The sequence below is a fragment of the Streptococcus sp. oral taxon 064 genome (assembly GCF_001683375.1).
Classification (GTDB): Bacteria; Bacillota; Bacilli; order Lactobacillales; family Streptococcaceae; genus Streptococcus; species Streptococcus oralis_S.
Genome location: NZ_CP016207.1, coordinates 925,578 through 951,045, shown reverse-complemented (window position 1 = coordinate 951,045; position 25,468 = coordinate 925,578). Strand labels below are relative to the sequence as shown.

The 25,468-nt window shown below is 41.8% G+C and carries 24 protein-coding genes and 3 pseudogenes; 3 read left to right on the top strand and 24 right to left on the bottom strand.

Annotation, left to right across the window (positions count from 1 at the left end):
- The 4 genes from AXF18_RS04760 to rpmB (AXF18_RS04745) all read right to left on the bottom strand — a co-directional run.
- On the bottom strand, positions 1-1,785 hold a 1,785-nt coding region (locus tag AXF18_RS04760; RefSeq protein ID WP_157090883.1), incomplete at its 3' end, for a YSIRK-type signal peptide-containing protein.
- A gap of 176 nt (positions 1,786-1,961) precedes the next feature.
- The gene (locus AXF18_RS04755) at positions 1,962-3,629 is read right to left on the bottom strand and encodes a DAK2 domain-containing protein (protein ID WP_000036688.1); all 1,668 of its coding nucleotides are present in this window, start codon (positions 3,627-3,629) and stop codon (positions 1,962-1,964) included.
- Positions 3,630-3,631: 2 nt separating this feature from the next.
- Entirely contained in the window at positions 3,632-3,997 is a 366-nt protein-coding gene (locus tag AXF18_RS04750) for an Asp23/Gls24 family envelope stress response protein (RefSeq protein WP_061454007.1), read from the bottom strand.
- A gap of 152 nt (positions 3,998-4,149) precedes the next feature.
- Positions 4,150-4,338 carry a 50S ribosomal protein L28 gene (rpmB, locus tag AXF18_RS04745; RefSeq protein ID WP_001140948.1) on the bottom strand — a complete coding sequence of 63 codons (189 nt, stop codon included), beginning with the start codon at positions 4,336-4,338 and terminating at the stop codon, positions 4,150-4,152.
- A gap of 365 nt (positions 4,339-4,703) precedes the next feature.
- On the opposite strand from rpmB (AXF18_RS04745), the pseudogene AXF18_RS09955 reads away from it, so the two are divergent.
- Positions 4,704-4,925, top strand: a pseudogene (locus tag AXF18_RS09955) (transposase family protein); the annotation flags it as partial.
- Here the strand turns inward: AXF18_RS09955 and AXF18_RS10275 are convergent.
- From AXF18_RS10275 to AXF18_RS04695, 10 genes and pseudogenes are all read right to left on the bottom strand, one after another.
- A pseudogene (locus tag AXF18_RS10275) lies at positions 4,919-5,178 on the bottom strand (hypothetical protein); the annotation flags it as partial. The pseudogenes AXF18_RS09955 and AXF18_RS10275 overlap by 7 nt on opposite strands.
- A 62-nt stretch (positions 5,179-5,240) precedes the next feature.
- Positions 5,241-8,939 (bottom strand): SspB-related isopeptide-forming adhesin, encoded by a 3,699-nt coding sequence (locus AXF18_RS04735; protein ID WP_065371564.1) that lies wholly within the window; start codon positions 8,937-8,939, stop codon positions 5,241-5,243.
- 21 nt (positions 8,940-8,960) lie between these two features.
- Positions 8,961-9,281: pseudogene (locus AXF18_RS04730) on the bottom strand (LPXTG cell wall anchor domain-containing protein); the annotation flags it as partial.
- Positions 9,282-9,284: 3 nt separating this feature from the next.
- Positions 9,285-9,473 carry a 50S ribosomal protein L28 gene (rpmB, locus tag AXF18_RS04725; RefSeq protein ID WP_001140948.1) on the bottom strand — a complete coding sequence of 63 codons (189 nt, stop codon included), beginning with the start codon at positions 9,471-9,473 and terminating at the stop codon, positions 9,285-9,287.
- Between the two features lie 104 nt (positions 9,474-9,577).
- Positions 9,578-10,252, bottom strand: coding sequence for a hypothetical protein (locus tag AXF18_RS04720; RefSeq protein WP_065371562.1), 675 nt, complete (start codon positions 10,250-10,252; stop codon positions 9,578-9,580).
- 5 nt (positions 10,253-10,257) lie between these two features.
- Complete coding sequence (locus AXF18_RS04715) at positions 10,258-10,704, bottom strand: LytTR family DNA-binding domain-containing protein (RefSeq protein ID WP_065371561.1); 447 nt, start codon at positions 10,702-10,704, stop codon at positions 10,258-10,260.
- A gap of 113 nt (positions 10,705-10,817) precedes the next feature.
- Complete coding sequence (locus AXF18_RS04710) at positions 10,818-11,321, bottom strand: phosphatase PAP2 family protein (protein ID WP_065371560.1); 504 nt, start codon at positions 11,319-11,321, stop codon at positions 10,818-10,820.
- A 96-nt stretch (positions 11,322-11,417) separates the two neighbouring features.
- Positions 11,418-13,178, bottom strand: a complete 1,761-nt coding sequence (locus AXF18_RS04705; RefSeq protein ID WP_065371559.1) for an ABC transporter ATP-binding protein — start codon at positions 13,176-13,178, stop codon at positions 11,418-11,420.
- Entirely contained in the window at positions 13,168-14,937 is a 1,770-nt protein-coding gene (locus AXF18_RS04700) for an ABC transporter ATP-binding protein (RefSeq protein ID WP_065371558.1), read from the bottom strand. The genes AXF18_RS04705 and AXF18_RS04700 overlap by 11 nt, the downstream gene beginning before the upstream one ends.
- Entirely contained in the window at positions 14,921-15,382 is a 462-nt protein-coding gene (locus AXF18_RS04695) for a MarR family winged helix-turn-helix transcriptional regulator (protein ID WP_000360526.1), read from the bottom strand. Before AXF18_RS04695 ends, AXF18_RS04700 begins: the two co-directional genes overlap by 17 nt.
- A 192-nt stretch (positions 15,383-15,574) precedes the next feature.
- On the opposite strand from AXF18_RS04695, the gene AXF18_RS04690 reads away from it, so the two are divergent.
- Entirely contained in the window at positions 15,575-16,279 is a 705-nt protein-coding gene (locus AXF18_RS04690) for a CD20-like domain-containing protein (RefSeq protein WP_065371557.1), read from the top strand.
- A gap of 49 nt (positions 16,280-16,328) precedes the next feature.
- On the opposite strand, the gene AXF18_RS04685 is transcribed toward AXF18_RS04690, so the two are convergent.
- Positions 16,329-17,045: a YebC/PmpR family DNA-binding transcriptional regulator gene (locus tag AXF18_RS04685; RefSeq protein ID WP_000532894.1), complete on the bottom strand. Its 717-nt coding sequence runs from the start codon at positions 17,043-17,045 to the stop codon at positions 16,329-16,331.
- 96 nt (positions 17,046-17,141) lie between these two features.
- Positions 17,142-18,512 (bottom strand): MATE family efflux transporter, encoded by a 1,371-nt coding sequence (locus tag AXF18_RS04680; RefSeq protein ID WP_065371556.1) that lies wholly within the window; start codon positions 18,510-18,512, stop codon positions 17,142-17,144.
- 109 nt (positions 18,513-18,621) lie between these two features.
- On the opposite strand from AXF18_RS04680, the gene AXF18_RS04675 reads away from it, so the two are divergent.
- On the top strand, positions 18,622-19,176 hold the full coding sequence (locus tag AXF18_RS04675) for a GNAT family N-acetyltransferase (protein ID WP_001054828.1): 555 nt from the start codon (positions 18,622-18,624) through the stop codon (positions 19,174-19,176).
- A gap of 131 nt (positions 19,177-19,307) precedes the next feature.
- Here AXF18_RS04675 and AXF18_RS04670 read toward each other — a convergent pair whose 3' ends face one another.
- The 8 genes from AXF18_RS04670 to ndk form a co-directional block, all read right to left on the bottom strand.
- Positions 19,308-19,502 (bottom strand): PspC domain-containing protein, encoded by a 195-nt coding sequence (locus tag AXF18_RS04670; protein WP_000415527.1) that lies wholly within the window; start codon positions 19,500-19,502, stop codon positions 19,308-19,310.
- Positions 19,503-19,631: 129 nt separating this feature from the next.
- Positions 19,632-20,783, bottom strand: a complete 1,152-nt coding sequence (gene recA / locus AXF18_RS04665; RefSeq protein WP_001085520.1) for a recombinase RecA — start codon at positions 20,781-20,783, stop codon at positions 19,632-19,634.
- 54 nt (positions 20,784-20,837) lie between these two features.
- Positions 20,838-22,094, bottom strand: coding sequence for a competence/damage-inducible protein A (locus AXF18_RS04660; RefSeq protein ID WP_065371555.1), 1,257 nt, complete (start codon positions 22,092-22,094; stop codon positions 20,838-20,840).
- Positions 22,095-22,166: 72 nt separating this feature from the next.
- A complete protein-coding gene (locus AXF18_RS04655) occupies positions 22,167-23,207 on the bottom strand; it encodes an LCP family protein (RefSeq protein WP_065371554.1) in 1,041 nt (346 codons plus the stop codon).
- Between the two features lie 4 nt (positions 23,208-23,211).
- Positions 23,212-23,733 (bottom strand): GNAT family N-acetyltransferase, encoded by a 522-nt coding sequence (locus tag AXF18_RS04650; protein ID WP_065371553.1) that lies wholly within the window; start codon positions 23,731-23,733, stop codon positions 23,212-23,214.
- On the bottom strand, positions 23,723-24,166 hold the full coding sequence (tsaE, locus tag AXF18_RS04645; protein ID WP_065371552.1) for a tRNA (adenosine(37)-N6)-threonylcarbamoyltransferase complex ATPase subunit type 1 TsaE: 444 nt from the start codon (positions 24,164-24,166) through the stop codon (positions 23,723-23,725). The genes AXF18_RS04650 and tsaE overlap by 11 nt, the downstream gene beginning before the upstream one ends.
- A gap of 83 nt (positions 24,167-24,249) precedes the next feature.
- Complete coding sequence (locus AXF18_RS04640; protein WP_065371943.1) at positions 24,250-24,873, bottom strand: hypothetical protein; 624 nt, start codon at positions 24,871-24,873, stop codon at positions 24,250-24,252.
- A 134-nt stretch (positions 24,874-25,007) separates the two neighbouring features.
- The gene (gene ndk, locus AXF18_RS04635) at positions 25,008-25,427 is read right to left on the bottom strand and encodes a nucleoside-diphosphate kinase (protein ID WP_065371551.1); all 420 of its coding nucleotides are present in this window, start codon (positions 25,425-25,427) and stop codon (positions 25,008-25,010) included.
- Positions 25,428-25,468 lie beyond the last annotated feature (41 nt).

The following is a 25,468-nucleotide window of genomic DNA, read 5'->3' as shown; positions in this document are numbered from 1 at the left end:
TTCCGTCAGTCGTAGACTACGAGTGCTACTGTTAAAAGTGCCTAATAACTCACCTGTAGCTTTATTGTATACTTCTACAGATGCATCCGGTGAAGAGAAAAATTCATTCCAATAACGATCCTCAATCGCATTGACTTCTCGATAAGACTCTCGTGAATCCTGTATTTTATGGGTGACCGTGTAGTCATTGATAGGATAATCTTTTTCAACCTCAGCAACTGATGAAAGTCGAACATAAGAACGGTATTCTGTTTCACCATAAGAACGAATCATCTCCGAGTCAGACTGATTATAGTGTCTAAATTCAAAGAGAGAAGACTCTGGCTGATCTGTTTTTTGAACAAAGAGAGTATAGGGAAGAACGGCCGTATTTTGATAGCTAGTCCCATCTGCTTTCGTATAGATACCCGTCACGGTTAGGTTTTGCGCTTTTCTATTGATATCTGCTACTTTGGCATTCTTTAACTTGAAAGAAATTGGAATGAGCTTATTTTTATTGTTATTAATATCTTGAAGCGGATTGTTAGCTCTGTTAATCGTCAGATGGTAACCCGTCGCATCGGCAGTCCATCCTAGAGCTTTAGCTTCATCTGTCAATTCATAACCTTCTTTTAACTCTATATTATAGGTATAAGATGTGACAGGATCAATGATATTCCCCCCGACATCACTAATCCCCATACCATTGATCATACGACCATCAAAGACACCATTTCCATAGTTGAAGTAATCATTTCTTGCCGTATTATTCTTAGGATCTTTCGCACCGTTAAATAGATAGTAGGACACGACCGATGAATCATCGTCGACAATACCATCGTTATTTCGATCGTAGCCAATGACCTGATTGCCAGACATTGGAGTCAGACCCCCTACACCGTTTTCTAAGACTTTCCACGTGTGTTCAATGCTTCCAAGTTCTTTGAGGACATTGTCATTTTTGTCATAGAGCTTAGCAGTTGCGGTCACTTTATGGTCCGGCCCAATTGCTTGGACAGCACCTCCCCAGTTATGCGTCAGAGGATCTATCTGAAAAGTATAGACGAAGTTATAGTTTGCTCCACCTCTCAGATTTGCAGGTTCTATCTTTAAATCAAGGTCTCCATTTATTTTTTCTTGGCTGAACTTTACACCACCGACTGGAGAAGGGGTCAATTTAATAGCCTTCCCATTTTGGAAATGAATTTTGATATACCCACCAGAATAGTCTGCTTCGTGTCCAGTAATACTAAAAGTCATGGACTCACGAACACTATCTACCGCATGGATATCCTTGATTGGCGAATGAGTTTTAAATTCTGCATTGACTTCATCTAGCGATCTCTTGCGCCTAGAAGAAGTTTTCCCGCTAGAGCCACTTTCTTCCTTGCTTTTCTGCTCAGTTTGAGTTGATTCTAGAGATTGCTTTTTCTCCTCATCTAAAGAAGGCTGACTCGCTTCCTTCGTATTGTCAACTTGAGAAACTGGTTGGCTCTGAGAGACTGGTGCAGATACTTCTGTTTTGGACGGTTCAGCTTTATCCTCCAGCTCCTTAACCGCTTCGTTCTGTGTTACCACTTTTTGAGGCTCAGAAATGACTTCCTGCCCATTCTCAGCACTTTTTTCCTTCTGTTGAATTTCCGCCTGCGTTTGTTGTTCCTTATTGTTGACTTGAGCTTCATCCGCTTGCACTGGAGAAGTAGCCATGACCATAAAGGTTCCTAGCAATACCGAACAGGTCCCAACACTTAACTTTCTAATTGAAAAGCGGGAAAAAGATTGATTAAAAATTTTTTTCTTCATCATTTCTCCTTTATATTCATACTTAATCTAATATAACAGCTTTATCATTATAACTTATAGTAAATCGAATTTCCAATAGAATGTTCATTTCTACATAAATTTCTTTATAACTCCGTTTGCATAGAAAAAGGAAGCTGAAAAACCAGCCTCCTTCTGTTGTTTTCATTCAATTTTTACCATTATTCCACACTGAAAAGATATGGATATACGGGTTGTTGACCTTGGTGAATCTCTACTTCAACATCTTCAAATTCTTCTGCGATTTCTTGGGCAATTTCATTGGCAAGTTCTTCGCTTCCGTCTTCACCGACATAGAAGGTTACGATTTCACTATCTTCGTCCAACATATGTTTCAAAGTTTCTGTCAAGGTTTGGTGCATGTCAGGATTTGACACGAGGATTTTCCCATCGACCATACCCAGATTATCATTTTCATGAATTGCTAATCCATCGATAGTTGTATCACGAACGGCTGTTGTTACACTACCGCTGATGACATCACCAAGGGCCGCAGTCATGCGCTCTTTGTTTTCTTCGATTGATTTGCTTGGATCAAAGGCAAGAAGGCTGGTCAACCCTTGAGGAATTGTACGTGCTTCTACCACAACAGCAGGTTGTTCAAGCACTTCAGCCGCAGACTGAGCTGCCATAAAGATATTTTTGTTGTTTGGCAAGAAGATAATGTTGCGAGCATTGACCTGTTCAACAGCCTTGATAAAGTCTTCTGTTGAAGGGTTCATTGTCTGACCACCTTCGATAACATAATCCACACCTTGGGCACGGAAGATATCTGCTAAACCTTGACCAGCTACTACTGCGATAAGGGCATACTCTTTTGTTTCAGCAGGCTTGTTGCCTTGAGTTGCTTCTTTTTCAACTTGCGCTTCGTGTTGGTTACGCATGTTGTCCACTTTTACCTTGATCAAGCTACCATATTTGAGACCTTCTTGCATGACAAGACCTGGATCTTCTGTATGGACGTGAACTTTGACAATCTCATCATCGTTGACAACAAGCAGTGAGTCGCCTAAGTCATTCAAGTAGTTACGGAATTCATCGTAGTCAAAGTCCTTAGAATAAGTTGGACCTTGTTTGAGGGCTACCATGATCTCCGTACAGTAACCGAAGGTAATATCCTCAGTTGCCACATGACCTGCTACAGACTTGTGGTGCTCTGCATTAATCATTTCACTCATGTTGGCAGGAGTAGCTACAAAGTCTTCAGAAGCACTGTATTCACCAGTAAGAGCTGAAAGGAATCCTTCGTAGATGAAGACCAAACCTTGACCACCTGAGTCTACCACACCAACTTCCTTAAGGACTGGAAGCATTTCTGGTGTCTTAGCCAAAGCTGCTTTTGCGCCTTCCAAGGCTGCACGCATGACCTCAACAGCATCATCTGTTTGCTCCGCTTTTTTCTTGGCACCAATAGCCGCTCCACGAGAAACAGTCAAAATGGTCCCTTCAACTGGTTTCATAACCGCTTTATAAGCTACTTCGACACCGGATTGGAAGGCAAGAGCCAAGTCTTGACCTGTTAATTCATCTTTTTCCTTGATAGCCTGAGAGAAGCCACGGAAGAGCTGAGAAGTGATAACCCCTGAGTTCCCACGCGCACCCATCAAGAGCCCTTTGGCAAGAATACTCGCTACTTCTCCAACTGTAGAAGCAGGCTTGTCTGCTACTTCTTTGGCACCATTTTCAATGGTCATTCCCATGTTTGTCCCAGTATCTCCATCTGGAACTGGAAAGACGTTCAATGAATTGACATATTCTGCTTGCTTATTCAAACGAGTTGATGCAGCCTGCACCATCTCTTGGAATAAACTGGTAGTAATTTTTGACACGATTATTCTCCTACAACTTTGATATTTTGAATGTAGACATTCACAGTCTGAGCAGTAATTCCTAGTTGGTTTTCCAAACTAAAACGAACACGCTCTTGGATGTTTTTTGAGACTTCACTAATCTTTGTTCCGTAGCTCAACACGGTATAAACATCAACTGCAATGCTGCCATCCTCGGCTGCTTTTACGACAACGCCTTTTGCATAATTTTCCTTACCAAGAAGGGCTTGGAAATTATCTTTGAGGGCATTTTTACTAGCCATACCGACCACACCAAAAATCTCAGTTGCTGCACCACCTACTACGGTTGCAATCACTTCATCTGTCAGTTCGATTTGACCATCTTTTGTATTAATTTTTACAGTCATTTTTTTTACCTCAACTAGTTGATACTCTATTTTATCATATTTCAGCCCAAGTGTAAAAGCAGAATGCTGTATCTGCGGATATTTACTCTATTTTTCAAATGGTTTTATCCTTAGAGCAAAAGAAAAAGACCAGTTAGGTCTTTTCATTTTTGTTAAACGCGTTCAACTTTACCTGATTTCAAAGCACGAGCTGAAGCCCAAACTTTTTTAGGTTTACCATCGATAAGAACAGTAACTTTTTGAAGGTTTGGTTTTACGGCACGTTTTGTTTGGTTCATCGCGTGTGAACGGTTGTTTCCTGATACAGTCTTACGACCTGTAAAGTAACATACTTTAGCCATTGTGTTTTCCTCCTATTAGATCTAATATAGCGGATGTGCTAGCACCACATACCGTACTATGTTATCACACTTTCTCTATTTTAGCAAGGAAATTCGAAGACTTTTTAGTGTCTAAATTTTTGGGACTAGTCAAATATCCTTATAACTCCATAAAAAGCGAGATTTTTCAGACAAAAAAACTGGAAAAAGTTTCGGCTCTGTAATTTCTGTAGTGGGTAAAACCACTGTAGGAATGATGGAGCCTATTTGTTGTAGAAAAAAGTCCCATAAGATCTATAATGAAAAGCGACCAAACCATCATTAAAAAGACTTATATGGAACCATTCAATTTTATCACAAACACACTGGGAATCAAAGACTAGAACATTACTATTTTGGATGTTCTAGATGCTGGAACTCATAAAGAAATCATCGCTAAGCTGGATTATCCTGCTCCTAAATGCCCTCACTTCCAAGGACAAATGACTAAATATGACTTCCAGAAAGAATCAAAAATTCCCTATTTAGAGTGTGCGGGTTACAAGACTCTCATTCGATTGAGAAAGTGCCGTTTCGGCTGTAAAATCTGTAGAAAAATGTCTGTCGCAATCAAGCTCTTAATCAGATTAAAGATAAAGAGGAGAAACATGAGTGGAGTCGCAACCATCAAAACGGCAGCTCTCGCAATCACACTCGGTAGGGTTTCCATTACTGACCAGACAGCTTTTCCTAGCCAACGTAGGCCTTGTTTCCACTTCTTCTCTTCTTCAGACCTGGTAACTTCTGATTTTTTTGAGTTGGAGTGTAGTATCTATAACCACTTCTAGTCACATGTGCATCCATTTTCGTGTCCTTTATCATCTCTCTCCCCCCTCTTTTTATGGCTTCATTATACCATGGATGAGGGGGAATTACTAGATGTTCTATTTTTTATGCTTACGAAAACCTGCAAGACCCAACAATCCCAAAATCATTCCCACAACTGGAAGCATGCTTGCTACTGTTCCTGTATTTGGAAGTGATGGCTGCGGTTGTGGCTTGCCTGGTTCTTTAGGCTCTGGTTTTGGAGGTTCTGGCGTTGTTGTCACTTTCGCCGTCATCTCTTGTAAATTGACTGTATTGATAAAGGTATTTTCAACCTTCCCAGCCGAGATACGTTCTACCTCGATGTAGAAGTCGGCATCAAAGGTTCCTTTAACGCCTAGAGAGTTTAGGAAGTCTTGATTGATAACATACGACCATTTGCCTGCTTTTTCGTCCCATTTGACGGCCACAATCTTCTTGAGGAAGTCAGGATTTGTATCCTGGTTCATTTCAAATAAGAAGGCATAAGCTGTACCTTTGACAATCTTGTCACCAGCTTTGACTACTTTACCATCCTTCAGGATGACATCATAAGGCAAGATAAGGTCTTTCTCAGCTGTGTACTCTGTACCCTTGAAAATGCCTTGCCACTTACCTGTATATCGATCATGAACCACATCTAACTGGTCACTACCGTCATATTGGAAGAGGCTATCGTGTTTAGCTGGAACAGTTACGCCATCAAGTAGATAGCGGATGTATTGGCCAATCTGTACCTCTTGACCGTCCAAGACTTTCTTATTATCCTTTTGATCCAGGGCATGTTTCTCTGGCTTCACATCAGGAACTGAGACAGTCACAAGGTTTGATTGATAGCCATTCCCAAAGTCAATCTGTTTAAAGTCATTCTCGACTTTTTCCCCTGCTTTAACCAAGAATTTGGCTGGAAGATCAACAGTAACATTCTTATTTGGTTTCACGTAGTTCTGATAGAAACTCTTAGAATCCTTGGCTACCCAGAGATAGAACTCACCTTTAGGTTGCAAGTTCAATTCCTTCAAAATTTTATTGATTGCATCAGTACGTCCTGCATCTGAAAGTACATGATACATGTCAAATAGGTTTTTCACGTCTTTACCAGCAGCAGTCACCTTGATCTTGCTGTGGTCAACTGTGAAGGCTTTGTCTTGAACATCATCTAAGATTGCAAACTCCTTACCAAGTGCGCTCGCTGAAGCAAGAGTTTTGGCATAAGAACTGTAGTCTGTCATCAAGCGGAAGGTCACGTTACGATCAAATGTTGTCGCACCATTGATATCCTTACCAGAGCGATCCAAGACAGCTTTGACTGGTTTTGGTGGCTTCGGTGTATAGTTCGTAACAGTATTTGAGTAAACCTCGTAGTTATTCACTAACACTTTATAAGTGTTGTCATAGAAACCTTTGTCATAGATTGGCTTCCAGGTAATCATAGGAGCTTCTAGGCGCTTCCCTTCGTAGGTTGCAGTAAAGGTATAAGTATTCTTTCCTGCATCATAGGCAACGCTCCATCCCGCTTTCTCTGCAGTTGCTTTCGTCACAGCTACATCAGGAACTGCTCCAGCTTCGAGTGGATCAATGATAGTAATCTTGTCACCTTTTTTAAGGTTCGCATAGATATTGTCATGATTCAATGTGTAGAGCTGCGTATCGTTTTTAGCAACTGTTTGACCATCTGTATTCGTTTTATCTGTGTCAGATACAGACTTGCGGACAGTAGGTTTATACTGCAATTTGTAACCGTGATAGCTTGCGGATAACTTCTGATTTTTAGTTTCAGATAGAGTTTTAAGCGCCAAGGTTGGTTTGGCTGGATTTTTCGCATTGACCAATTCAGCTGATACAGGTTCAGTCTTAACTGGCTTCACGGTTGTTTTAGTAATGGTTGCAGTAGCTGGAACTCCAACAACTGGCGCTAAAGCCTTCGTATTCAAAGCAAACCAGTAAGTTTGGCCACCGGGATTATCTGGTCCATCCCATTGGATAAATTCGGATGTGAAGGCTGTCCCTTCCTTAAAGACACCAAGTGCAGCTCCCTTGTATTGGTAAGGTGAGTCAGATGTATCCCAAAGATGCCCCACATCTTGTTGGCGGTTGTAGCCTTCAGCGCGAACATAACCATTATTCTTGTTATAGCTTACAGTTGAGCCGTTAATTTCAACATGAGTTCCGTTAATGGCTTTCGCACCTTCCCAACCAACAGGATTGTAATTGAGTGAGGAATACGTCAACGTTGCGGGCGTCTTTTCACTTGCTTTGAAAGCTACTTCTTTCCCATCCACGTTGTAGTAGTAGGTATCCGTAACCAAGAAATTCATGTAGTCCTCAACTCGACCAGTTCCATTATTACGAGCTACTACGAATCCTTCTGTTGGATCATTCAAGACGTAGACATCATTCAATCCAGTTTTTCCTTGATTAAGGATTTCAAATTTTCGGTGGATACGAGAAATATCATACTTTTTACCATCTGCAGTTGAAACAGTCAAATCTTTCAGATTAGTGTAGTCAACTTCTGTTTTCCATCCAGTGCCAACATCCTCGTATTTCAAGACTTTAGTCGAGTCAAGGACACGAGCATAGCCTGAGGTTCCTTTTGATGAGGCAATGTAACCTTTAGTAGTTACCTGCGCTCCTGGAGCAGAGGACTCCACTGTTGCTTCAGGATTTGCTGTCGCAACACTAATGGCTTGCAAGACTACTTCTTTTGTGTAGCCTTCCGTGCTTGTCTTAGCTCGAAGCTCATCGTACTTCTTCTGCCATTCCGCTTGGGTCTGCTTAGCTTTGTCATAAGCTGCTTGGTTTTGTTTCCCAATTTGATTCGCTTCATCAGCTGAAGAAACTTCCTGTGTTTTAGAGGTTAAAAGTACACCAGAGTTTTTCAAATCTGTTGATTTACGATCAGCATCTTGATTAACTTGATCACTAGCATTCTTCTTCTCTGCATAGGCAGCCATGATGGCTTTGTTAAGCTCCACTTTGCTTTTTGCAGCTGCAATAGCTTTGTCATTTTGTTTCTTCAATGCTTCTACTTCTGCGATTGAAGAAACGGTACGTGTCACTACCTTAACCGTTACATCCTTTTTCTCCAAATCTATTACAGCAGCTTCTACTGCTTGATTTAATTCAGTAGCTTGTTTGACAGTAGCTTCGTACTTCCCTTTTTCTTCCAGGTAGGTTGAGACAGCTTGCTGGTTTTCTACTAAGACTTTCTTAGCTGTTTGAGTAGCTTTGTTGTTTTGAGTCGCTGTCCCATCTGAGGCAGTCGAACCATCATTCGTCACTGTAACAGTTGTTGATTGTTCGTGCTTGCCTTTTTCAGTGGCCACAAAGCTATTATTAGCTTGAATGGCTTCCTTCGCTTCCTTGAAGGCTGTATTGTTTTCGACTTGTTTTTCAGTCGTTTCTTCAAGTGCCTTTATTTGCTTAGTCTGGTCTTGTTTAATCTCAGCCTTAGACTGTTCAAGACTTGATGAGGTAGTATTTGTACCCTTATCAATGCTTGATGTCTCAGATACCACTACTCCTGCTTGCTTAGCTGTTGAAGCAGCCTTTGTGACTGCTCCATTATCAATCACTACAGACTGGCTTCCTGTTGCTTTACCAGCTTGTGTAGCGTACATGTTATTGTCGTTTTCAATTTCAGGCTGAACTGCTTCATCCGCCAATACAGAACCTGCAGAGAAGGCTACAATACCTGCAACTGCAATTCCTGATACTAGGCCTTTAGCCCATTTTTTCTTACGGAAATATCCGTGTCCTTGTGTTTTTTCGGTCATATTTCTTTCTCCTTCATTTAATTAAAATAATTTTTTCTTGTAGAAATAGCCAACCGTTGTCAACAACATGCCACCGATTACAGCTGGGGAACTTTGTTCTGCTTCTGTGTTTGGCAAAGTTACCATTTTACCATCCGCAGTTGAAACACTGATTATCTTGTCTTCATTTGTAACAGCTCCAAGTGCTTCAGGAGCAACTACAGAACCATCTGAAAGGATAAGATGCCCATTTTGAGTGCTGACAATAGAATCACCTGTGCTAGTTTGAACAGGTGATTTCGTAATATCATGCACTGTCTGACCTGTTGACGTAGATGCTGTTCCAATTTGTGACTTCCCTTTTTATTAAACGCGTTCAACTTTACCTGATTTCAAAGCACGAGCTGAAGCCCAAACTTTTTTAGGTTTACCATCGATAAGAACAGTAACTTTTTGAAGGTTTGGTTTTACGGCACGTTTTGTTTGGTTCATCGCGTGTGAACGGTTGTTTCCTGATACAGTCTTACGACCTGTAAAGTAACATACTTTAGCCATTGTGTTTTCCTCCTATTAGATCTAATATAGCGGATGTGCTAGCACCACATGCAGCACTATGTTAGCACACTTTCTCTATTTTAGCAAGGAAATTCGATGATTTTTTATTTAACGTAAACAACTCCAAGTTTACCAAAAGCAACTTCCCCACGAATAATCAAAGTTTTGCTGGTTAGGGCTACAGGAGCTTCCGCCTTAGCTGCGCCAAAGGATGTTTCTACTTTCAAATCGACACGCCAGTGTTGTGGAACATAGACGGTTGCATTCCCAAAGGCCACTTCAATATTTAAAGTTGCAAAATCACCTAACATCTCTGCATTATCATAGTAGATTTTAGCATCCCCAAAAGCGACTTCCACTTGGTCATCTACGAGATCTTGATCTTGCTTATAGAAGGTCCCGCTACCAAAAGCGACTTCCTTATCCGTGACGACTGTTTTTTTCCCATCGTACCACCATTTTTTTTCATTCCAGAACTTACTTGAGTGCGTCAGATAACCGACACCTAGAACTGCTAAGATACTAGCCCAGATGAGAGAATGATTGGTAACTGGTAACAAGTCATAAGCGTAATTTGCAATGATGAGCGCTAGTAACCCTGTAAAAACTGCCGAAGTGAGATGGCGTCTAAGGATGGACTCAATGGACTTATAAGCAAAAAAGGCGATACCTAGTAAAGGCCATATCTTGCCATCCAAAGAAGGAATTCCAAAATTCCCTTGCAGCAAGATCCAAGCTGCTAAAACCAATAAAATAATACCAAATGCTTTCTTTTTCATCTTTTTTACCTCATGTTTCTTAGATTTTCTTTTAGGAGGGATTGGTAATGCCGTGAGACATGAACCTCCTTGTGCGTCTGATAGAAGGAAATGGTGCCCATTCCTGAAAAGGACTTGTCCACTGAGTAAATCTGACGGATATTTGCGATGGTTGACTTGGACACTCGACTAAAATAGCGAGGCAAGATGGACTCCAACTCATAAAGTTTGAGACGAACTTCATAGGCTTCCTTCTGGTTATGAGCGTAGATCTTGCTCCCTTCTGTTTCAAAGAAGAGAATTTCTGACAGGTCTAGATAATATTCACCTGTCCCCTTGTAAAAAGTCAACCTCGGAGCCTTTGACTCTTGCAAGAGTCGTTGCAAATCTGCAATTTCATCTGTCAAAGTGGGGGTCTTGATGACAATTTCAGTCTCCTCTAAATTGCCGTCAATCTCAATTCGTAACTTCATCACATCTCCTTTCTGACTCTACTATATCAAAGCTAAGTTAGGAATACAAGGGCAAAAAAGCAAGTGGTCAATTTGAAGCAGTAAGTGGTTGTAGGACTAGCTTAACTTACATGTCAGAATAGGAAGAAAAGGAATCCCCACACCAGACCACAAGCATAGCCAACCAAGACATCCTTGGGATAATGAACACCCCCTAAAACCCTCACCAAGCCCAGCAAAGCTGAAAAGACCAAGCATGCTAAGCCAACAGGTAGACTAGCATGCAGACAGGCCATGGAGATGATAGTTGCCGAAAAAACATGGCGACTGGGCATCGACTGTCCCGAGCTATCTTTTTCAAGCAGGGGACAGATATCCCAAGTTTCATAAGGCCGCGGGTGGTTGATTTTCTTACGAAAAAGAGACAAAATCACAAAACCTGATGCAGGAATAAGCACATAAACCCCAACTTGCTGACCCAATCCTAGTTGCAGGTAAGTGGTGACTAGCAAGATCAGATAGACCAGGGACATGGCGACTGTCATTAAACGATTGAAACTGCGTAATAGAAATAAAAGAGTGGGATGACTGATTAGTCTCGAGCTGATATTTCGATACCATTTTTGATAATTTTTCATTAAATTTCTCATTCATTACCTTGTTTTTGTCTACTGGTGAGACGTTTGTCTTCTAGTATAGTGCAGAAAAAGAAGGCCGTCAAGCCTTCTTTGGTTTTATTCTTCTGCTTCGTCTTCTGTAAATTGACTATTGTACAAGTCAGCGTAGAAGCCACCTTGTGCCATCAGCTCCTCGTGATTGCCTTGTTCGATGATATTGCCATCTTTCATGACAAGAATCAAATCGGCATTACGAATAGTTGACAAACGGTGGGCGATGACAAAGGAAGTTCGACCCTCCATCAAACGGTCCATGGCTTTTTGAATCAACTCCTCTGTACGTGTGTCGACTGAAGATGTCGCTTCATCCAAAATCAAGAGCGGTGCATCCTTGAGAAGGGCACGAGCAATGGTCAAGAGCTGTTTTTGTCCAACAGACAAGGTCACGGTGTCATCCAAAACCGTATCGTAGCCGTCTGGCAAGGTCATGATAAAGTGGTGGATTCCCACAGCCTTGCTGGCTTCCATCATTCGTTCATCACTGATGTCTGTCTGATTATAAATCAGGTTCTCTCGAATGGTTCCTTCAAAGAGCCAAGTGTCCTGCAAGACCATTGAAAAGGCATCGTGTACTTCCGAACGCTTCATATCCTTGGTATCCACACCATCGATGCGGATACTTCCCTTATCTATCTCATAGAACTTCATCAAAAGATTGACAATGGTTGTCTTCCCAGCCCCAGTCGGTCCAACGATAGCAACCTTCTGACCTGCATGAGCTGTCGCAGAAAAGTCATGGATAATGGTGCGCTCTGGTGTATAGCCAAAGGACACATGATCAAAGACTACTTCCCCTTTCATATGGGCCAATTGTCTTTCCTTATGAGATTCATCCTGCATCTCAGCTTCAGCTAGAAATTCTAATACACGAGTCATGGCTGCACTCGCTTGTTGCAAGCTCGTAATCCCTTGGGCAATCTGTGACAGAGGTTGGGAGAAGGTCCGTACGTAAACCATAAAAGCTACAATAATCCCTATCGTGATATGTCCTTCTAACGCCAGCGCGGCCCCAACGATGATGACTAAGACATAACTAAAGTTCCCAACAAAGAACATGGCTGGCATCATGATACCAGAGATAAACTGAGATTTCCAAATACTATCATGCAAGTCTTGGTTTAAACCTGCAAATCTCGCTTTGGAGGTGTCCACTGCGTTGTAGCTGGTCACTACATTATGGCCAGAGTACATCTCTTCCACATAACCATTGACGGCTGCTAGATTATTTTGTTGGGCTTTAAAATAACCCTGTGACTTGGCCATGATTACGGAAACCGCCGCAAAACCAACAAGGGTTGATACAACTGTTACCAATGCCAAAATCCAGTTCATCCCAAACATGGTCACCAAGACAGCAATCAACAAGAAACTAGCTGAAAGAACTGCCCCTAGACTTTGGTTGAGAGATTGCGCCGCCGTATCCACATCGTTGGTCACACGAGATAGAGTGTCTCCTTGTGAATGGCGGTCAAAATAGCCAAGTGGCAAACGATTGATTTTTTCAGCGATTGCTGTCCGCAAGCGTTTTGAAAAATGTTGGATACTTGTTGAAAAGATATAGGCCTGCGTATAGTTAAGGATGGCGCCAAATACATATAGAACAACCAAAAATCCAGCAATGTTTGACACAGCTACCAAGTCGATTTCTGTAGCCAAGCCATCTGAAATCAAGTTAGTAATTTCTTTAATCTTAGTTGGACCATAAACGGTAATGATACTTGAAATGACTGCAGCCACAACTGCTATTAGGAGAGGGAGTTGGAGGCCTGCCATATAAGGTTTGCACTGTTTCCAGACCGAAACTTTTTTATTTTCCATGTTCCAATTCCTCCTTTGATAGTTGTGAGTAGGCAATTTCTTGGTAGACTTCGTTGGTTGCAAGAAGTTCCTTGTGGGTGCCTTGTCCCACGACTTTACCTTGATCCAAAACTAAGATCAGGTCGGCGTCCATAATGGTAGAAATCCGTTGCGCTACGATGAGTTTGGTCATGGATTTTGTTTTCTCTGCTAGCTCTTGGCGTAGGACACGATCTGTCTTGTAGTCCAAGGCTGAGAAGGAATCATCAAAGATGAGAATCTCTGGTTTACGAGCCAAGGCGCGTGCAATGGCCAAACGCTGTCTTTGACCTCCTGAGAAGTTGGTTCCACCTTGGGCTACTTCTGATGCAAGACCTGCTTCCTTGTCCTCGATAAATGCTTTAGACTGGGCCAATTCAAGAGCTTGCCACATAGCAGCCTCACTTAGAGGACTTTCTTGACTCTTACCAAAGTCCAAGTTCCCCTTGACATCTCCAGAAAAGAGTACAGCTTTTTGTGGAATATAGCCGACCTTATTGCGCAAATCTTCCAAATCGTAATCTTGCACATTAACTCCGTCCACTAGGATTTCTCCATCAGAAACGTCGTAAAAACGTGGCAAGAGGTTGACAAGTGTAGACTTACCTGATCCAGTCGATCCGATGAAGGCTACGGTTTGACCCGCTTCTGCTTTGAAAGTGACATGTTCCACGACTGCTTCTGAGTTTTTAGAGTAGCGGAAAGTCACATCACGGAATTCCACTTGTCCTTGAACTGAAGGATCCGCTGTCTGGGCATGACTAGGATTTTCAATAGAAGAATGCAGATCCAATACTTGATTGATACGTCCTGCCGAAACCAAGGTACGAGGAAGAACGATAAAGAGTGCTCCCATGAGAAGGAAGCCCATCACGACCTGCATAGCATAGGACATGAAGACCACCATATCACTAAAGAGTGGCAGACGTTCTGTCAAACTTGCATCGTTGATGATATAGGCACCAATCCAGTAAATAGCTAAGGTCAAACCACTGGAAATTGCCATCATAATCGGGTTCATAATCGCCATCAATCGATTGACAAAGAGATTGAGACGCGTCACTTCATCATTGGCTGCTTCAAATTTCTCATCTTGGTAATCCTCAGCATTATAAGCACGAACAACCCGAATCCCTGTCAAGCTTTCACGAGTGATGCTATTGAGTTTATCTGTCAATTTTTGGATGACAGATTGTTTTGGAAAGGCCAGAGTCATGAGAACGGTGGTCATCAAGACATTCACAATAACAGCCACAACGACTGCCCAGAGCCAGTATTCGGACTTACCAAGGATTTTTCCAATGGCCCAGATAGCCATAATCGGCCCACGAGTCACTACCTGTAATCCCATGGTAAAGAGCATCTGTACCTGTGTGATATCATTGGTCGTCCGAGTCAAAAGACTGGGGATTGAAAAACGTTTAATCTCTGTCTGTGAAAAATCTAAAACACGATGAAATACGTCTCTACGTAGATGGGTTGTATAGGATGCTGCAACACGAGCAGCAAAGAAACCAACCATAACAGATGAAAAGAAAGCCAATAAAGACAATCCAATCATCTTCGCAGCTGGTGACCAGAGTTCACCCAACTGCGTTCCAGACGTTCCCAGTAATTCTGTAATTTGCGAAATATAAGTCGGCACCTCTAACTCGAGATAGACCGAGAAACAAGTGAACAGAATCGTAAGGATGATCATTCCCCACTCTTTTCCTGTAATACGTTTAGCGAGTTTCTTCATTCTCTCCTCCTATCTTCTCAACATTTTCTTGCAATTGCCCGAGTACCTTTTCAAAGATTGCTAAGTCTGACTTTGAAACGCCCTCTAGCAGACTCTGATCGATCCGATCAAAAAAAGCTTTAACTTTTTGCATCTGCGAACGCGATTTCTCCGTCAGGCGAACAAATTTTGCCCGCTTATCGCTCGGGCTCGCCTCTAACTCGACCAAACCATTTTGTACCATGCGCTTGACTAGATTACTCGCCACAGATTTGGTAATATTGAGTTCCTGCTCGATATCCTTAATCAAGACCAGTTCCTCTTTTTGTTCACAATGATCTAAAAAACGCAGAACCTGCCCTTGCGGTCCACCCATAAATTCAATGCCACATCGCTTGGCTTCTTTCTGTACCATCAGATGAACCTGGTGTCCAAAACGTTTGAACATTAACATCGGCTTGTCCATGATTGCTCCTTTCTCACGACAAATATAGTTCTCACAAGAACTATTTAAGTTTCCATGAGAACTATTTTACCATTTTCAGAAAAGATGTCAAGAAAAAAGTTTCCATGAGAACTATTTTAGTTTAAATTGACATTAGGCAATATTTTTTCTATAATAAGCACTAACTACTGTGGATAGAAATCCATTCACTCGATGAAGGGAGAAAACGTTCAAATGAAACCAGAAGAACAAAGAGTTTTAGGAATCTTAGCAACCATTTTTGGAGCCATCGCACTTTTAGGATCTTGGATCCCATTTATTAACTATCTATCGTTTTTCATCGCCATTGTTGCATTTATCTTGGGGATTATCGGCCTTATCGTCAACCTCAAAAAACGGAAAACAATGGCCATTATCGGAACATCCCTTGCAGTTGCTTCAGTTGTACTTTTCTTTACGACCCAGGTACTGTACGCTAATGTCTACAAAGAGTTTGTCAGGGAGTTTAACCGTTCCTACAGCGAGGCGAGTGCCTCAATGGAACGCGAAGAAGAAAGCGACTTGACAGATGATAGCGCCTATTCCATCCCTGAGGAGGAAGAAAACGATACCTTCACCTGGACCCAAGAACAGTTCGACGCCTTAATCGAAGGTGACCTTGACAACAAAGGAAAAGGTGGCACCAACTACAAGGATATTATCAAAAAACACGGACTGCCAGACTCCGAGTTTGACTCCACTATTGGGGGGTACAATACGAGAAAAGTCACCTATATCTCCATTGGTGACAAGATCAAGACGGTTACCCTAACTTTTGCAAAACAAGACAATGGGCAACTCTTGCTCGTTCAAAAACATGCAGTCGGTCTAGGTCTAGAAAAAAGCAAGAAACAAAACGATTCTGAAACTAGAGTCTAAGTTCAAATATCAAAAAAACGAACAGCTAGTAAAACTGTTCGTTTTTCTATTAGAATCCATCTACGTTTGTGTAGATCTTTTGTACGTCTTCATCGTCTTCAAGAACGCTGTAAAGTTTTTCAAAGGTTTCAAGGTCTTCGCCTGACAATTCCACTTCAGACTGAGGAATCATTTCCAATTCAGTCACTTGGAATTCTTCGATGCCAGACTCACGAAGGGCAACGATAGCCTTGTGAAGGTCTGTTGGAGCTGTATAAACCGTGATTGTTCCTTCTTCTGCTTCTACATCGTCCACATCCACATCTGCTTCGAGCAATTGCTCAAAGACTGCATCAGCGTCCTCACCTGCAAATACGATCACACCCTTGTTGTCAAAGAGGTATGAAACCGAACCTGAAGCACCCATGTTTCCGCCGTTTTTACCAAAAGCTGCACGGACATTAGCTGCGGTACGGTTGACGTTTGAAGTCAAGGTATCCACAATCAACATAGAACCATTTGGTCCAAAACCTTCATAACGTCCTTCTGTAAAGGTTTCGTCTGTGTTTCCTTTGGCTTTATCAATCGCTTTATCGATAACGTGTTTCGGCACTTGGGCTTGTTTAGCACGGTCGATAACGAATTTCAAAGCAGTGTTTGATTCTGGGTCTGGATCCCCTTTTTTAGCTGCTACATAGATTTCTACACCAAATTTTGCATATACTTTAGAGTTAGCTCCATCTTTAGCCGTTTTCTTGGCTACGATATTGGCCCATTTACGTCCCATTAGGAATCTCCTTTTTTCACATTTTAATCTTTCTTATTATAACACAAGTTTTTTCGATTTTCACTAGAGGAAATGGATTTTATTCAGCAAATCCAGCTAGGATTGTCCTTTGGCTGCCAAGATTGCCTTGCCTTCTTTTATCAGGGGATGGCGGAAAAGTGAAAAGTACAGTTGGGTAGTCATGGCAACCCAGATAAGGGGTTCGCAAAAGATGACTCCCCTATACCCTGCCCAAGGGATAATCAAGACCACAAAAACGATTTTCCCGATTAGTTCTATAAAGCTGGAAACTAGAGGAAGGACTTTCTGCCCCAATCCCTGCAAGCAATTGCGATAAATCAGCAAAAGGCTCAAAATCGGATAAAAGACTGAACTGATTTGCAGGTAGAGGCTACCATTTTCTACCAAGTAGGTATCTGTCGAACTGGCCAAGAAAGAAACCAAGCTAGGACTGGCAAAAAAGAGGAAGATACAAACAAAACCTGCCCAGGACATACTCAAACGACTCCCAATACCAAGACCTTGGACTATGCGATCTGGTCGCTTGGCTCCTAGATTTTGAGAGGCAAAGGTCGTCATAGCAGAAGAAATAGCCGTCATTGGAAGGAGAGCAAAGGCCATAATCCGTCGAGCTGCTGTTTGTGCACTAATAATCACAGCTCCAAAAGTATTGACAGAAGACTGTAAAATCACGCTACCAATGGACACAATGGAACTCATCAGACCCATAGCCAAACCTTGCTCCAAGAGATCCGCATACAAGGCCTTGTTCCATTTAAAATGCTTGAGTTGAGGAAGCAGTTCTGGAACACTCTTACGGATATAGAAAAAGCAAAGAACCGCTGACAACCCTTGTGAGATAATGGTAGCAAGTCCCGCAGATTGAACACCCAGTTGCAGTTGCGTAATAAAATAGAGATCGAGAATCACATTGACCAGAGCAGAGAAAATCAGAAATCCAAGAGCTGCTAGACTGTCTCCAATGGACCGCAACAAACCTGCAAAGAGATTATAGGCAAAGCTGACACCGGCACAAGTCACAATCATAGAAATATATTGGTAGGATTGAGGAAGGATTTCTACAGGAGTATCTAAATATTGCAAGAGAGGATACAGACCGACAAATCCCATCAGCATGACCACAATACTCAAAAGAGCACCTAAAATCCAGGTGGCTGCTACTGCTTCCTTGATCTTTGTAAAATTACGAGCCCCATAATAGCGGGCAATGACGATCCCCATGCCATTTCCAACACCAAGCGTAAAGCCTATAATCAAGTCAAAAATGGCAGTTGTCGCCCCTACTGCTGCCAAGGAATCTTGACCAAGAAATCGTCCAACAATCAAGACGTCAGCTGTATTATAGAGCTGTTGGAAAATATTTGACAGCAAGATTGGAAAGGCAAAGCTTAACAGCGCAGGAAGAATAGGACCATGTATCAAGTCCACGGATCGTTTCTTATTCATAAAGCTATTATATCAGCTTTCTAAAGGAGCGACAAGGCTCTATCACTAAGTTTGCAATCAATTGCTTACAGAGAGACAATTTGCTATAATCAAGAAAAGGAGGTCATTTATGAATTTGACCAGTCAATTAATAACCGATGCATTTCCCGATCTGGATAAGGTTGAAAAGCTAAACAAGGAAGCTTTCCCCAAGGAAGAACGAGTCCCTCTATCCGAGTTCTTGCGCTATCAGGACCGAGAAGACGCTCACTTTTTTGCCTTTTATAACCAAGAAGAGTTTGTCGGCTTTGCTTTTGCCATCTCCAATCAAAAAGCTTTTTATATCAGCTTTTTTGCCATCATGCCCCACTTGAGAAGCCACGGATATGGAAAAGAAATCATCGAAAAGCTGACTGATTTTTACCAGCGAACCATGTTATTGGAAGTCGAGCGATTGGACGAAGAATGCGATAACTTGGAGCAGAGAAAGGCACGCATGGACTTCTACCGCCAAAATGGTTTCAAAACAGCCAATGCTTTTCTAGAGTACGAAGGTTTGAGTTTTGAAATTCTCTACCGTGGCGACTATTTTGACGAAGAAGCCTATCGCGACATCTTCCAAAAGCTACAGAATGAACATTATTTTGACTTTCATATAGAGTATCGTCGTTTTAGTGACCATTAAACAGGACTTATCCATCCAGTGAAGAACCTCTCTTTTTCGATAGAAGCTACATATAAAAATGCATGTAATCTACGATTACATGCATTTTTTATTTTCAACTGATCAGAATAAACTTTTATTCTCTCTATGGCTTAAGCTTCTGCATTGCCTTCCGGAAGAAGGAAGTAGAGAATAGCATAAGCTAAGATTCCAGAACCACCAAGTAGGGTGAAGATAATCCAAAGTGCACGAACAAGTGTGTGGTCCATGTTAAAGTAGTCACCGATACCAGCACAAACACCAGCAATCTTTTTGTCTTGTACGTTTCGAACAAGGCGTTTTTCCATTATAGTAGTCTCCTTTTTATAGAATGATTTAATTTTTTTGATTAAATACTCTTTTATTACGCTTTTGAAGCTTATGGAGACTTAATATTTAAACATAAAAAGCAGAGAAAGACTTCTCCGCTTTTATTTTTAATCTTCAATTTCGATTTCGAGTCCGTCGCCTAGGTCAAGTGTTACTTCTTGGTTAGGTGCTAAATCTTCTGCAACAGAGGTAGGAGTTGTTCTTTCTTCATCTTCAATCAAACCATATTGAACACGGACTTGGTGGTCAATGGCATCAAAGATTTCTGGGTGATCCGCCAAGTATTTCTTAGCATTTTCAGATCCTTGTCCGATTTTTTCACCCTTGTAAGAGTACCATGCTCCCGCTTTTTGGATGATATCGAGATCACTTGCAATCTTCAAGAGCTCACCAGTCTTAGAAATTCCTTCTCCGTACATGATTTCAACAAAGGCTTCCTTAAATGGTGGAGCTACCTTGTTTTTCACGACCTTGATCTTGGTTTCCTTACCGACATTGGTATCTTTTTGATCACCAGTTCCCTTGATTTGTGTGCTTCCACGAACATCCAAACGGACTGAAGCGTAGAATTTCAAAGCACGTCCACCAGGTGTTGTTTCTGGATTTCCAAACATGACTCCAACTTTTTCACGCAATTGGTTGATAAAGATGGCAATTGTTTTGGTTTTATTGATAGAAGCACCAAGTTTACGCATGGCCTGGCTCATCATACGAGCTTGCAAACCAACGTGACTATCTCCAATATCCCCATCAATTTCCGCACGAGGTACAAGGGCCGCAACCGAGTCGATAACGACAAGGTCAACTGCACCTGAGTCAATCAATTTTCCAGCAATTTCAAGACCTTGCTCTCCTGAGTCTGGTTGTGACAAGAGCAATTCGTCAATGTTCACACCAAGGGCTGCAGCATAGGCTGGGTCAAGAGCATGTTCCGCATCGATAAAGGCTGCAATACCACCTTCTTTCTGTGCTTGCGCAACAGCGTGAAGGGCAACCGTTGTCTTACCAGATGATTCTGGTCCATAGATTTCGATGATACGTCCTTTAGGATAACCACCTGAACCAAGAGCAATGTCCAGAGCCAATGAGCCTGAGCTCATCACTTGAACTTTTTGCTCCGCGCGCTCACCCAAGCGCATGATTGAGCCTTTACCAAAGTCTTTTTCGATCAATTTAAGAGCATCGTTCAATGCTTTTTCACGGTCTGCTCCAAATTTTTTCCCAATTTCATCTAATTTTTTTGTTGGTTTTTTCGCCATTTTGTTCTCCTATATTCTACTGGTCCTTAGACCTATCTTTCATTATACCAAAATTTAGTCACTTAATAAAGCCTTGCGAACTAGGTTAAAGGCATGCATGACCGCAATATGTCGGACATCTGCTCGACTCCGTCCTGCGATATTAGCCTTGATCACCTCTGTCCCTTTGGCATGTGCCAGTCCAATAAAAACTGTACCAGCTGGATGACCCTCTAGGCTATCTGGCCCAGCTACACCTGTCAGACTGACTCCATAATCAGACTGAGTCTTGATCCGTGCCTGCTCTGCCATTTTTCGAGCCGTAAACTCAGAAACAACCCCGTGTTCTTTTAGCTCTTGCTCGGAAATATCCAGCATCTTGGACTTTTCCTCTAGGCTGTAAGTGACAAAACCGCCATTAAAGATGGCTGAAACGCCCGAAAAGTCTGCTAATGTCGCTTGAAAGAGACCTGCCGTCAAGCTTTCTGCCGCAGTAATGCTTTTCTGTCTCTTCTTTAGCTCTTCTACAACGACACTTGCGAGACTGGTTTCTTCCCCATATCCATAACAGATAGCTCGTAAAGAAATTCCCTCAAAAGTTTGGCGATCCAAGATTTGATTTTCTAGGATATCCAGTGCTTGATCAGCCTTTTCTTGACTGACTGCTTTTGTAGACAAGCGCAAGGTCACTTCTCCCGTCTTGGCATAAGGCGCCAAGGTCGGATCGGTTTGATGGTCAATTAAATCCGCCAAAATGGTCACCAACTGACTCTCCCCAATTCCAAAGAAACGGAGCACTCGTGAGTAGAGCTTAGCACCAGTCATTAACTTGGGCAAGAGCTGATTTAAGACCATGGGTTTCAACTCACTAGGAGGTCCTGGAAGAACCACGTAAGTCACTCCGTCAGCTTCCGACACCCCTCCTACTGCTAAACCTGTCTCATTTGGCAATGGAGTTGCCCCTTCTACAATTTGGGCTTGGCGCTCATTATTCGGTGTACGAGCATAGTCAGGTCTGTGAGCAAAGAAAATATCCAATTTCTCTTGTGCTTGAGGATCAAACACTAGATTTTTTCCCAAAAATTTTGCCAGAGTTTGTTTGGTCAAATCATCCTCAGTTGGTCCCAAGCCCCCGGTCAAAATCACAAGATTACTACGTTGACTCGCAATCTCAAGCAAGGACAAAAGACGAGCTTCATTATCTCCAACAGCAGTTTGGAAGTAGACATCTACCCCGATTTCGGCTAGTTTCTCTGATAAAAACTGAGCATTGGTATTGACAATCTGCCCTGTTAAAATTTCTGTTCCAACAGCAATAATTTCTGCTTTCATGTTTCCTCCTACTTATCTATTCGAATTTTTTTGAAAAAATCGCAGGAAATTTCCCACGATTTGATTCTTTTCTTATTCTGCTTCTTCGTTTGAAGCGTTCGTACTGGTTGAAGGCGCTGTCCGACCAAAGGCTGTTTCGTACAGTACCGCATTGGTTTCCAATTCTGTCATCGGCTCTTTACCTAGTGAACTACGCAAGAGATTTTGCATTTCGAGCATATGTTCTGAAGTGACAATCTGATAAGAAATTCCCTGTAGCTCAGCATCTTCCCCACGCAATTGATGCGTTTCGATATTCTTAAAAGAATCTTGATAGCCGAGCAATTGTGGAATGCTCTTAGCTGACAAGTCCACATTGGTCTGCATGTTATCACTCAAAGCTTTGAGGATACCTTGATAATGGCTCACACTGTTTAGGCTCAAAACCTTCTCAACGATTTTTTGAATGACTTCACGTTGACGTTTTTGACGACCATAATCTCCTTCTGGGTCTTGGTAACGCATCCGTGAATACACCAGGGCTTCCTCACCATTCAAAGTTTGTTCTCCAACACCGATGGAAATCTTATTAAACTCTTCTTGGTCAGCAATCGAAATTGGGAAACCAAGTGTATTGTTGACGGTGATCCCACCAACCGCATCCACCAATTGTTGAAGTCCCTGCATGTTAACCATCACATAGCGGTCAATGTGGATATTCATCATCTTTTGAATAGTAGAAATTGCAAGTTCCGCACCACCATTAGCATAGGCGGCATTGAGTTTAGCTTCCTGAACTTGACCGTTTCCAGTCTCAATCTTGGTCAAAATATCCCGTTCCAAACTCATCATTGTGGTTTTCTTTGTTTTAGGATTAACCGTCAAGAGAATCATGGAATCACTATTTCCCGCCCACGGGTCTGTACGTTCCACATTTCCCGTATCTACCCCCATCAAGAGGATGGTCAGAGGCTCCGTCGCTTCGATAACGTTGGTTTCTTCCCCGATTTTTTTGTAAGTCTTTTTACTTAGGGTTTCTGTTCCCTGTTGGTAGATGGTATAGCCATAAACCGCTATACCTAAAACTGTTACTGCTAGGAAACCTAGCACCATTCCAATTAATTTTTTAATCATCTCGTTATTCATTTATCAGCTTGCCCATAAGACAAACATCTAAAAATATCCCTTCTGCTAAATAGGCTCCTCTTTCTTGTAAGCCTTCTGTTATAAATCCCATTTTTGAATAGAGGTGGATAGCGGCCTCATTTCGTTTTTGTACACTTAGTTGTAAGCGACGCAAAACAGCACTCGTTTTAGCCCACTCAATACCTTCTTCTAGAAGTATGGTAGCCAAACCTTGGTTCCAAAATTTCTTTTGAACCGCCAAAAAAACATCTCCAATATGCCGAACCCTTACACGCTGATCAGCAGTGATATTTAAAACTCCTGCAATCTCATCATTCAGTAAGGCGAGGAGAGTAATTTGATTCTCTGATGCAGCTTGTTTTTCGATAAAAAGAGCCATTTCAGAAGCTGTCATCATGATGCCATTTTCATCCAAGCTGGTAAAATCTGTCTCTTGACCGACACAATCTAAAAATGCAATTAAGGCTGTAGCATCTGAAATCTCTGCCTCACGAATACACAACTCATACTCCATCTTGAAGCTCCTTGATGAGTTGTTCAGCCCGAGAACCATGAGCTGTAAAATGAAGACAACGACCATCTGCTTCTTTCAAAATTTCCAACTCCAAGTAAGAATCTGGTAAATCTTCATCCAAAAGATGCCCCCACTCAATAACAGTCACACCGCCACCAAAGAGAAACTCATCCAAGTCAATAGAATCAGTATCACCTTCGATACGGTAGACATCCAAGTGGTAAAGTGTCAAACGCCCTTCATACTCTCTAACAATGGTATAGGTTGGACTTTTAATCATCTGACGGATATCCAAGCCCTTAGCAAGACCTTTTGTAAAGGTTGTTTTACCCGCACCCAACTCTCCAGTCAAGATCAGAACATCGTCTTTTTGAAGCAAATGACCTAATCTTTCTCCGAGAGCTAGAAGCTCTTCTTCATTTTTTGTGTGCATGCTACTATTATACCAAAAAGTTTTCTTTTGTGTGAATTTTCTTTATGGACTTACTATAACAATTTTGAAAAATTCTCCTCTACTTAAAAGAATACAACTATTGAAAAAACAAACAGGATATCCCGAATCAGGTGTCCATAAAAGGAGATTTCCCTTTGAATACATTTTGGAAAAAGGAAACGTGCGCATAGAAAACCAACACTGATATAAATGAGGATCGAGGAAATCACTAAGGGATTCCTCAAGAAAACCATCGTAGCTAGAACGGAAATGACGACTGTTTTCTTTTTATTTAGGCGATTTTCTATATCGCGAAAAATTTTATCAAAAGGTAAGAAAATCAATAGATCTACTCCTAGCAAGAAAAAGAAGGAGGGTAAAAAGAGGTCAACCAATTCCTGCTGCAATTTGCTAGTGGTTTGGATGCTTTCTGAGAGAACCAGACAGGTTGCCAGAAGATTGACTACTAAAAGGAGGCAATAAACAAGACTCACTTTCTTTTGAACATGTAAAATACTATGTCTAGACTGGTCTGCTGTATAGAAATAATTTATCCCAGCACACAGAACAGAAATTCCTACTATCAAAATCAAAAAATAAGCATTGGTCTGTTTTAAAGATAAAAAGGTTTCTTTCCATAATAGACAACTACTAAAACTAATCTGGACGACTGCAATCAGTAACAATAGGCGAATTGATTTTACCATTTCTTTTCCCTCCCTATATGGGATTATACCTTGTGAGGAGTTTGAAATGATCGTTACCGCCTCAAGTGTTCTTTTTTTGTGCTCAACTGACCAAAAAACAGCTCTGTTGTGCACAGAACTGTTCTTTTACCAGTCTAATACTTAAACCAGAGAGCAATTTCACGTTTTGCAGAAGCTTCCGAATCGGAGCCGTGAACTACATTTTGAATGGCTTGATTGTCTCCTGCAGCCTTGGCAAAATCTCCTCGGATAGTTCCTGGCAGAGCTTCTTCTGGACGAGTAGCCCCCATCATGGTCCGCCAAGTTTCAATCACTTTCGGACCTGATAGAATGCCCACCACTACTGGTCCTGAGGTCATAAACTGACGGATAGGAGGATAAAAACTTTTTTCAACCAAGTCTTGATAGTGTTGGTCAATCAAAGCTTCTGAAACTGCTGAACGTAACTCTAATTTTTCGAGTTTGAAACCTCGTTGTTCCATTCTTTGCAGAATTTCGCCGACCAGCCCTCTTTTCACACCATCTGGCTTAATGATAAAGAATGTTTGTTCCATACGGACACCTCCTTGGCATTTTAGTTCTTTTATTCTACCAT

What these genes read in the sequence shown, in the direction of transcription:
- AXF18_RS04750 (WP_061454007.1), bottom strand. Translation starts at nt 3,997, where the DNA reads ATGACTGTAAAAATTAATACAAAAGATGGTCAAATCGAACTGACAGAT.
- rpmB (WP_001140948.1), bottom strand. Translation starts at nt 4,338, where the DNA reads ATGGCTAAAGTATGTTACTTTACAGGTCGTAAGACTGTATCAGGAAAC.
- AXF18_RS04735 (WP_065371564.1), bottom strand. Translation starts at nt 8,939, where the DNA reads ATGACCGAAAAAACACAAGGACACGGATATTTCCGTAAGAAAAAATGG.
- rpmB (WP_001140948.1), bottom strand. Translation starts at nt 9,473, where the DNA reads ATGGCTAAAGTATGTTACTTTACAGGTCGTAAGACTGTATCAGGAAAC.
- AXF18_RS04720 (WP_065371562.1), bottom strand. Translation starts at nt 10,252, where the DNA reads ATGAAAAAGAAAGCATTTGGTATTATTTTATTGGTTTTAGCAGCTTGG.
- AXF18_RS04715 (WP_065371561.1), bottom strand. Translation starts at nt 10,704, where the DNA reads ATGAAGTTACGAATTGAGATTGACGGCAATTTAGAGGAGACTGAAATT.
- AXF18_RS04710 (WP_065371560.1), bottom strand. Translation starts at nt 11,321, where the DNA reads ATGAAAAATTATCAAAAATGGTATCGAAATATCAGCTCGAGACTAATC.
- AXF18_RS04705 (WP_065371559.1), bottom strand. Translation starts at nt 13,178, where the DNA reads ATGGAAAATAAAAAAGTTTCGGTCTGGAAACAGTGCAAACCTTATATG.
- AXF18_RS04700 (WP_065371558.1), bottom strand. Translation starts at nt 14,937, where the DNA reads ATGAAGAAACTCGCTAAACGTATTACAGGAAAAGAGTGGGGAATGATC.
- AXF18_RS04695 (WP_000360526.1), bottom strand. Translation starts at nt 15,382, where the DNA reads ATGGACAAGCCGATGTTAATGTTCAAACGTTTTGGACACCAGGTTCAT.
- AXF18_RS04690 (WP_065371557.1), top strand. Translation starts at nt 15,575, where the DNA reads ATGAAGGGAGAAAACGTTCAAATGAAACCAGAAGAACAAAGAGTTTTA.
- AXF18_RS04685 (WP_000532894.1), bottom strand. Translation starts at nt 17,045, where the DNA reads ATGGGACGTAAATGGGCCAATATCGTAGCCAAGAAAACGGCTAAAGAT.
- AXF18_RS04680 (WP_065371556.1), bottom strand. Translation starts at nt 18,512, where the DNA reads ATGAATAAGAAACGATCCGTGGACTTGATACATGGTCCTATTCTTCCT.
- AXF18_RS04675 (WP_001054828.1), top strand. Translation starts at nt 18,622, where the DNA reads ATGAATTTGACCAGTCAATTAATAACCGATGCATTTCCCGATCTGGAT.
- AXF18_RS04670 (WP_000415527.1), bottom strand. Translation starts at nt 19,502, where the DNA reads ATGGAAAAACGCCTTGTTCGAAACGTACAAGACAAAAAGATTGCTGGT.
- recA (WP_001085520.1), bottom strand. Translation starts at nt 20,783, where the DNA reads ATGGCGAAAAAACCAACAAAAAAATTAGATGAAATTGGGAAAAAATTT.
- AXF18_RS04660 (WP_065371555.1), bottom strand. Translation starts at nt 22,094, where the DNA reads ATGAAAGCAGAAATTATTGCTGTTGGAACAGAAATTTTAACAGGGCAG.
- AXF18_RS04655 (WP_065371554.1), bottom strand. Translation starts at nt 23,207, where the DNA reads ATGATTAAAAAATTAATTGGAATGGTGCTAGGTTTCCTAGCAGTAACA.
- AXF18_RS04650 (WP_065371553.1), bottom strand. Translation starts at nt 23,733, where the DNA reads ATGGAGTATGAGTTGTGTATTCGTGAGGCAGAGATTTCAGATGCTACA.
- tsaE (WP_065371552.1), bottom strand. Translation starts at nt 24,166, where the DNA reads ATGCACACAAAAAATGAAGAAGAGCTTCTAGCTCTCGGAGAAAGATTA.
- AXF18_RS04640 (WP_065371943.1), bottom strand. Translation starts at nt 24,873, where the DNA reads ATGGTAAAATCAATTCGCCTATTGTTACTGATTGCAGTCGTCCAGATT.
- ndk (WP_065371551.1), bottom strand. Translation starts at nt 25,427, where the DNA reads ATGGAACAAACATTCTTTATCATTAAGCCAGATGGTGTGAAAAGAGGG.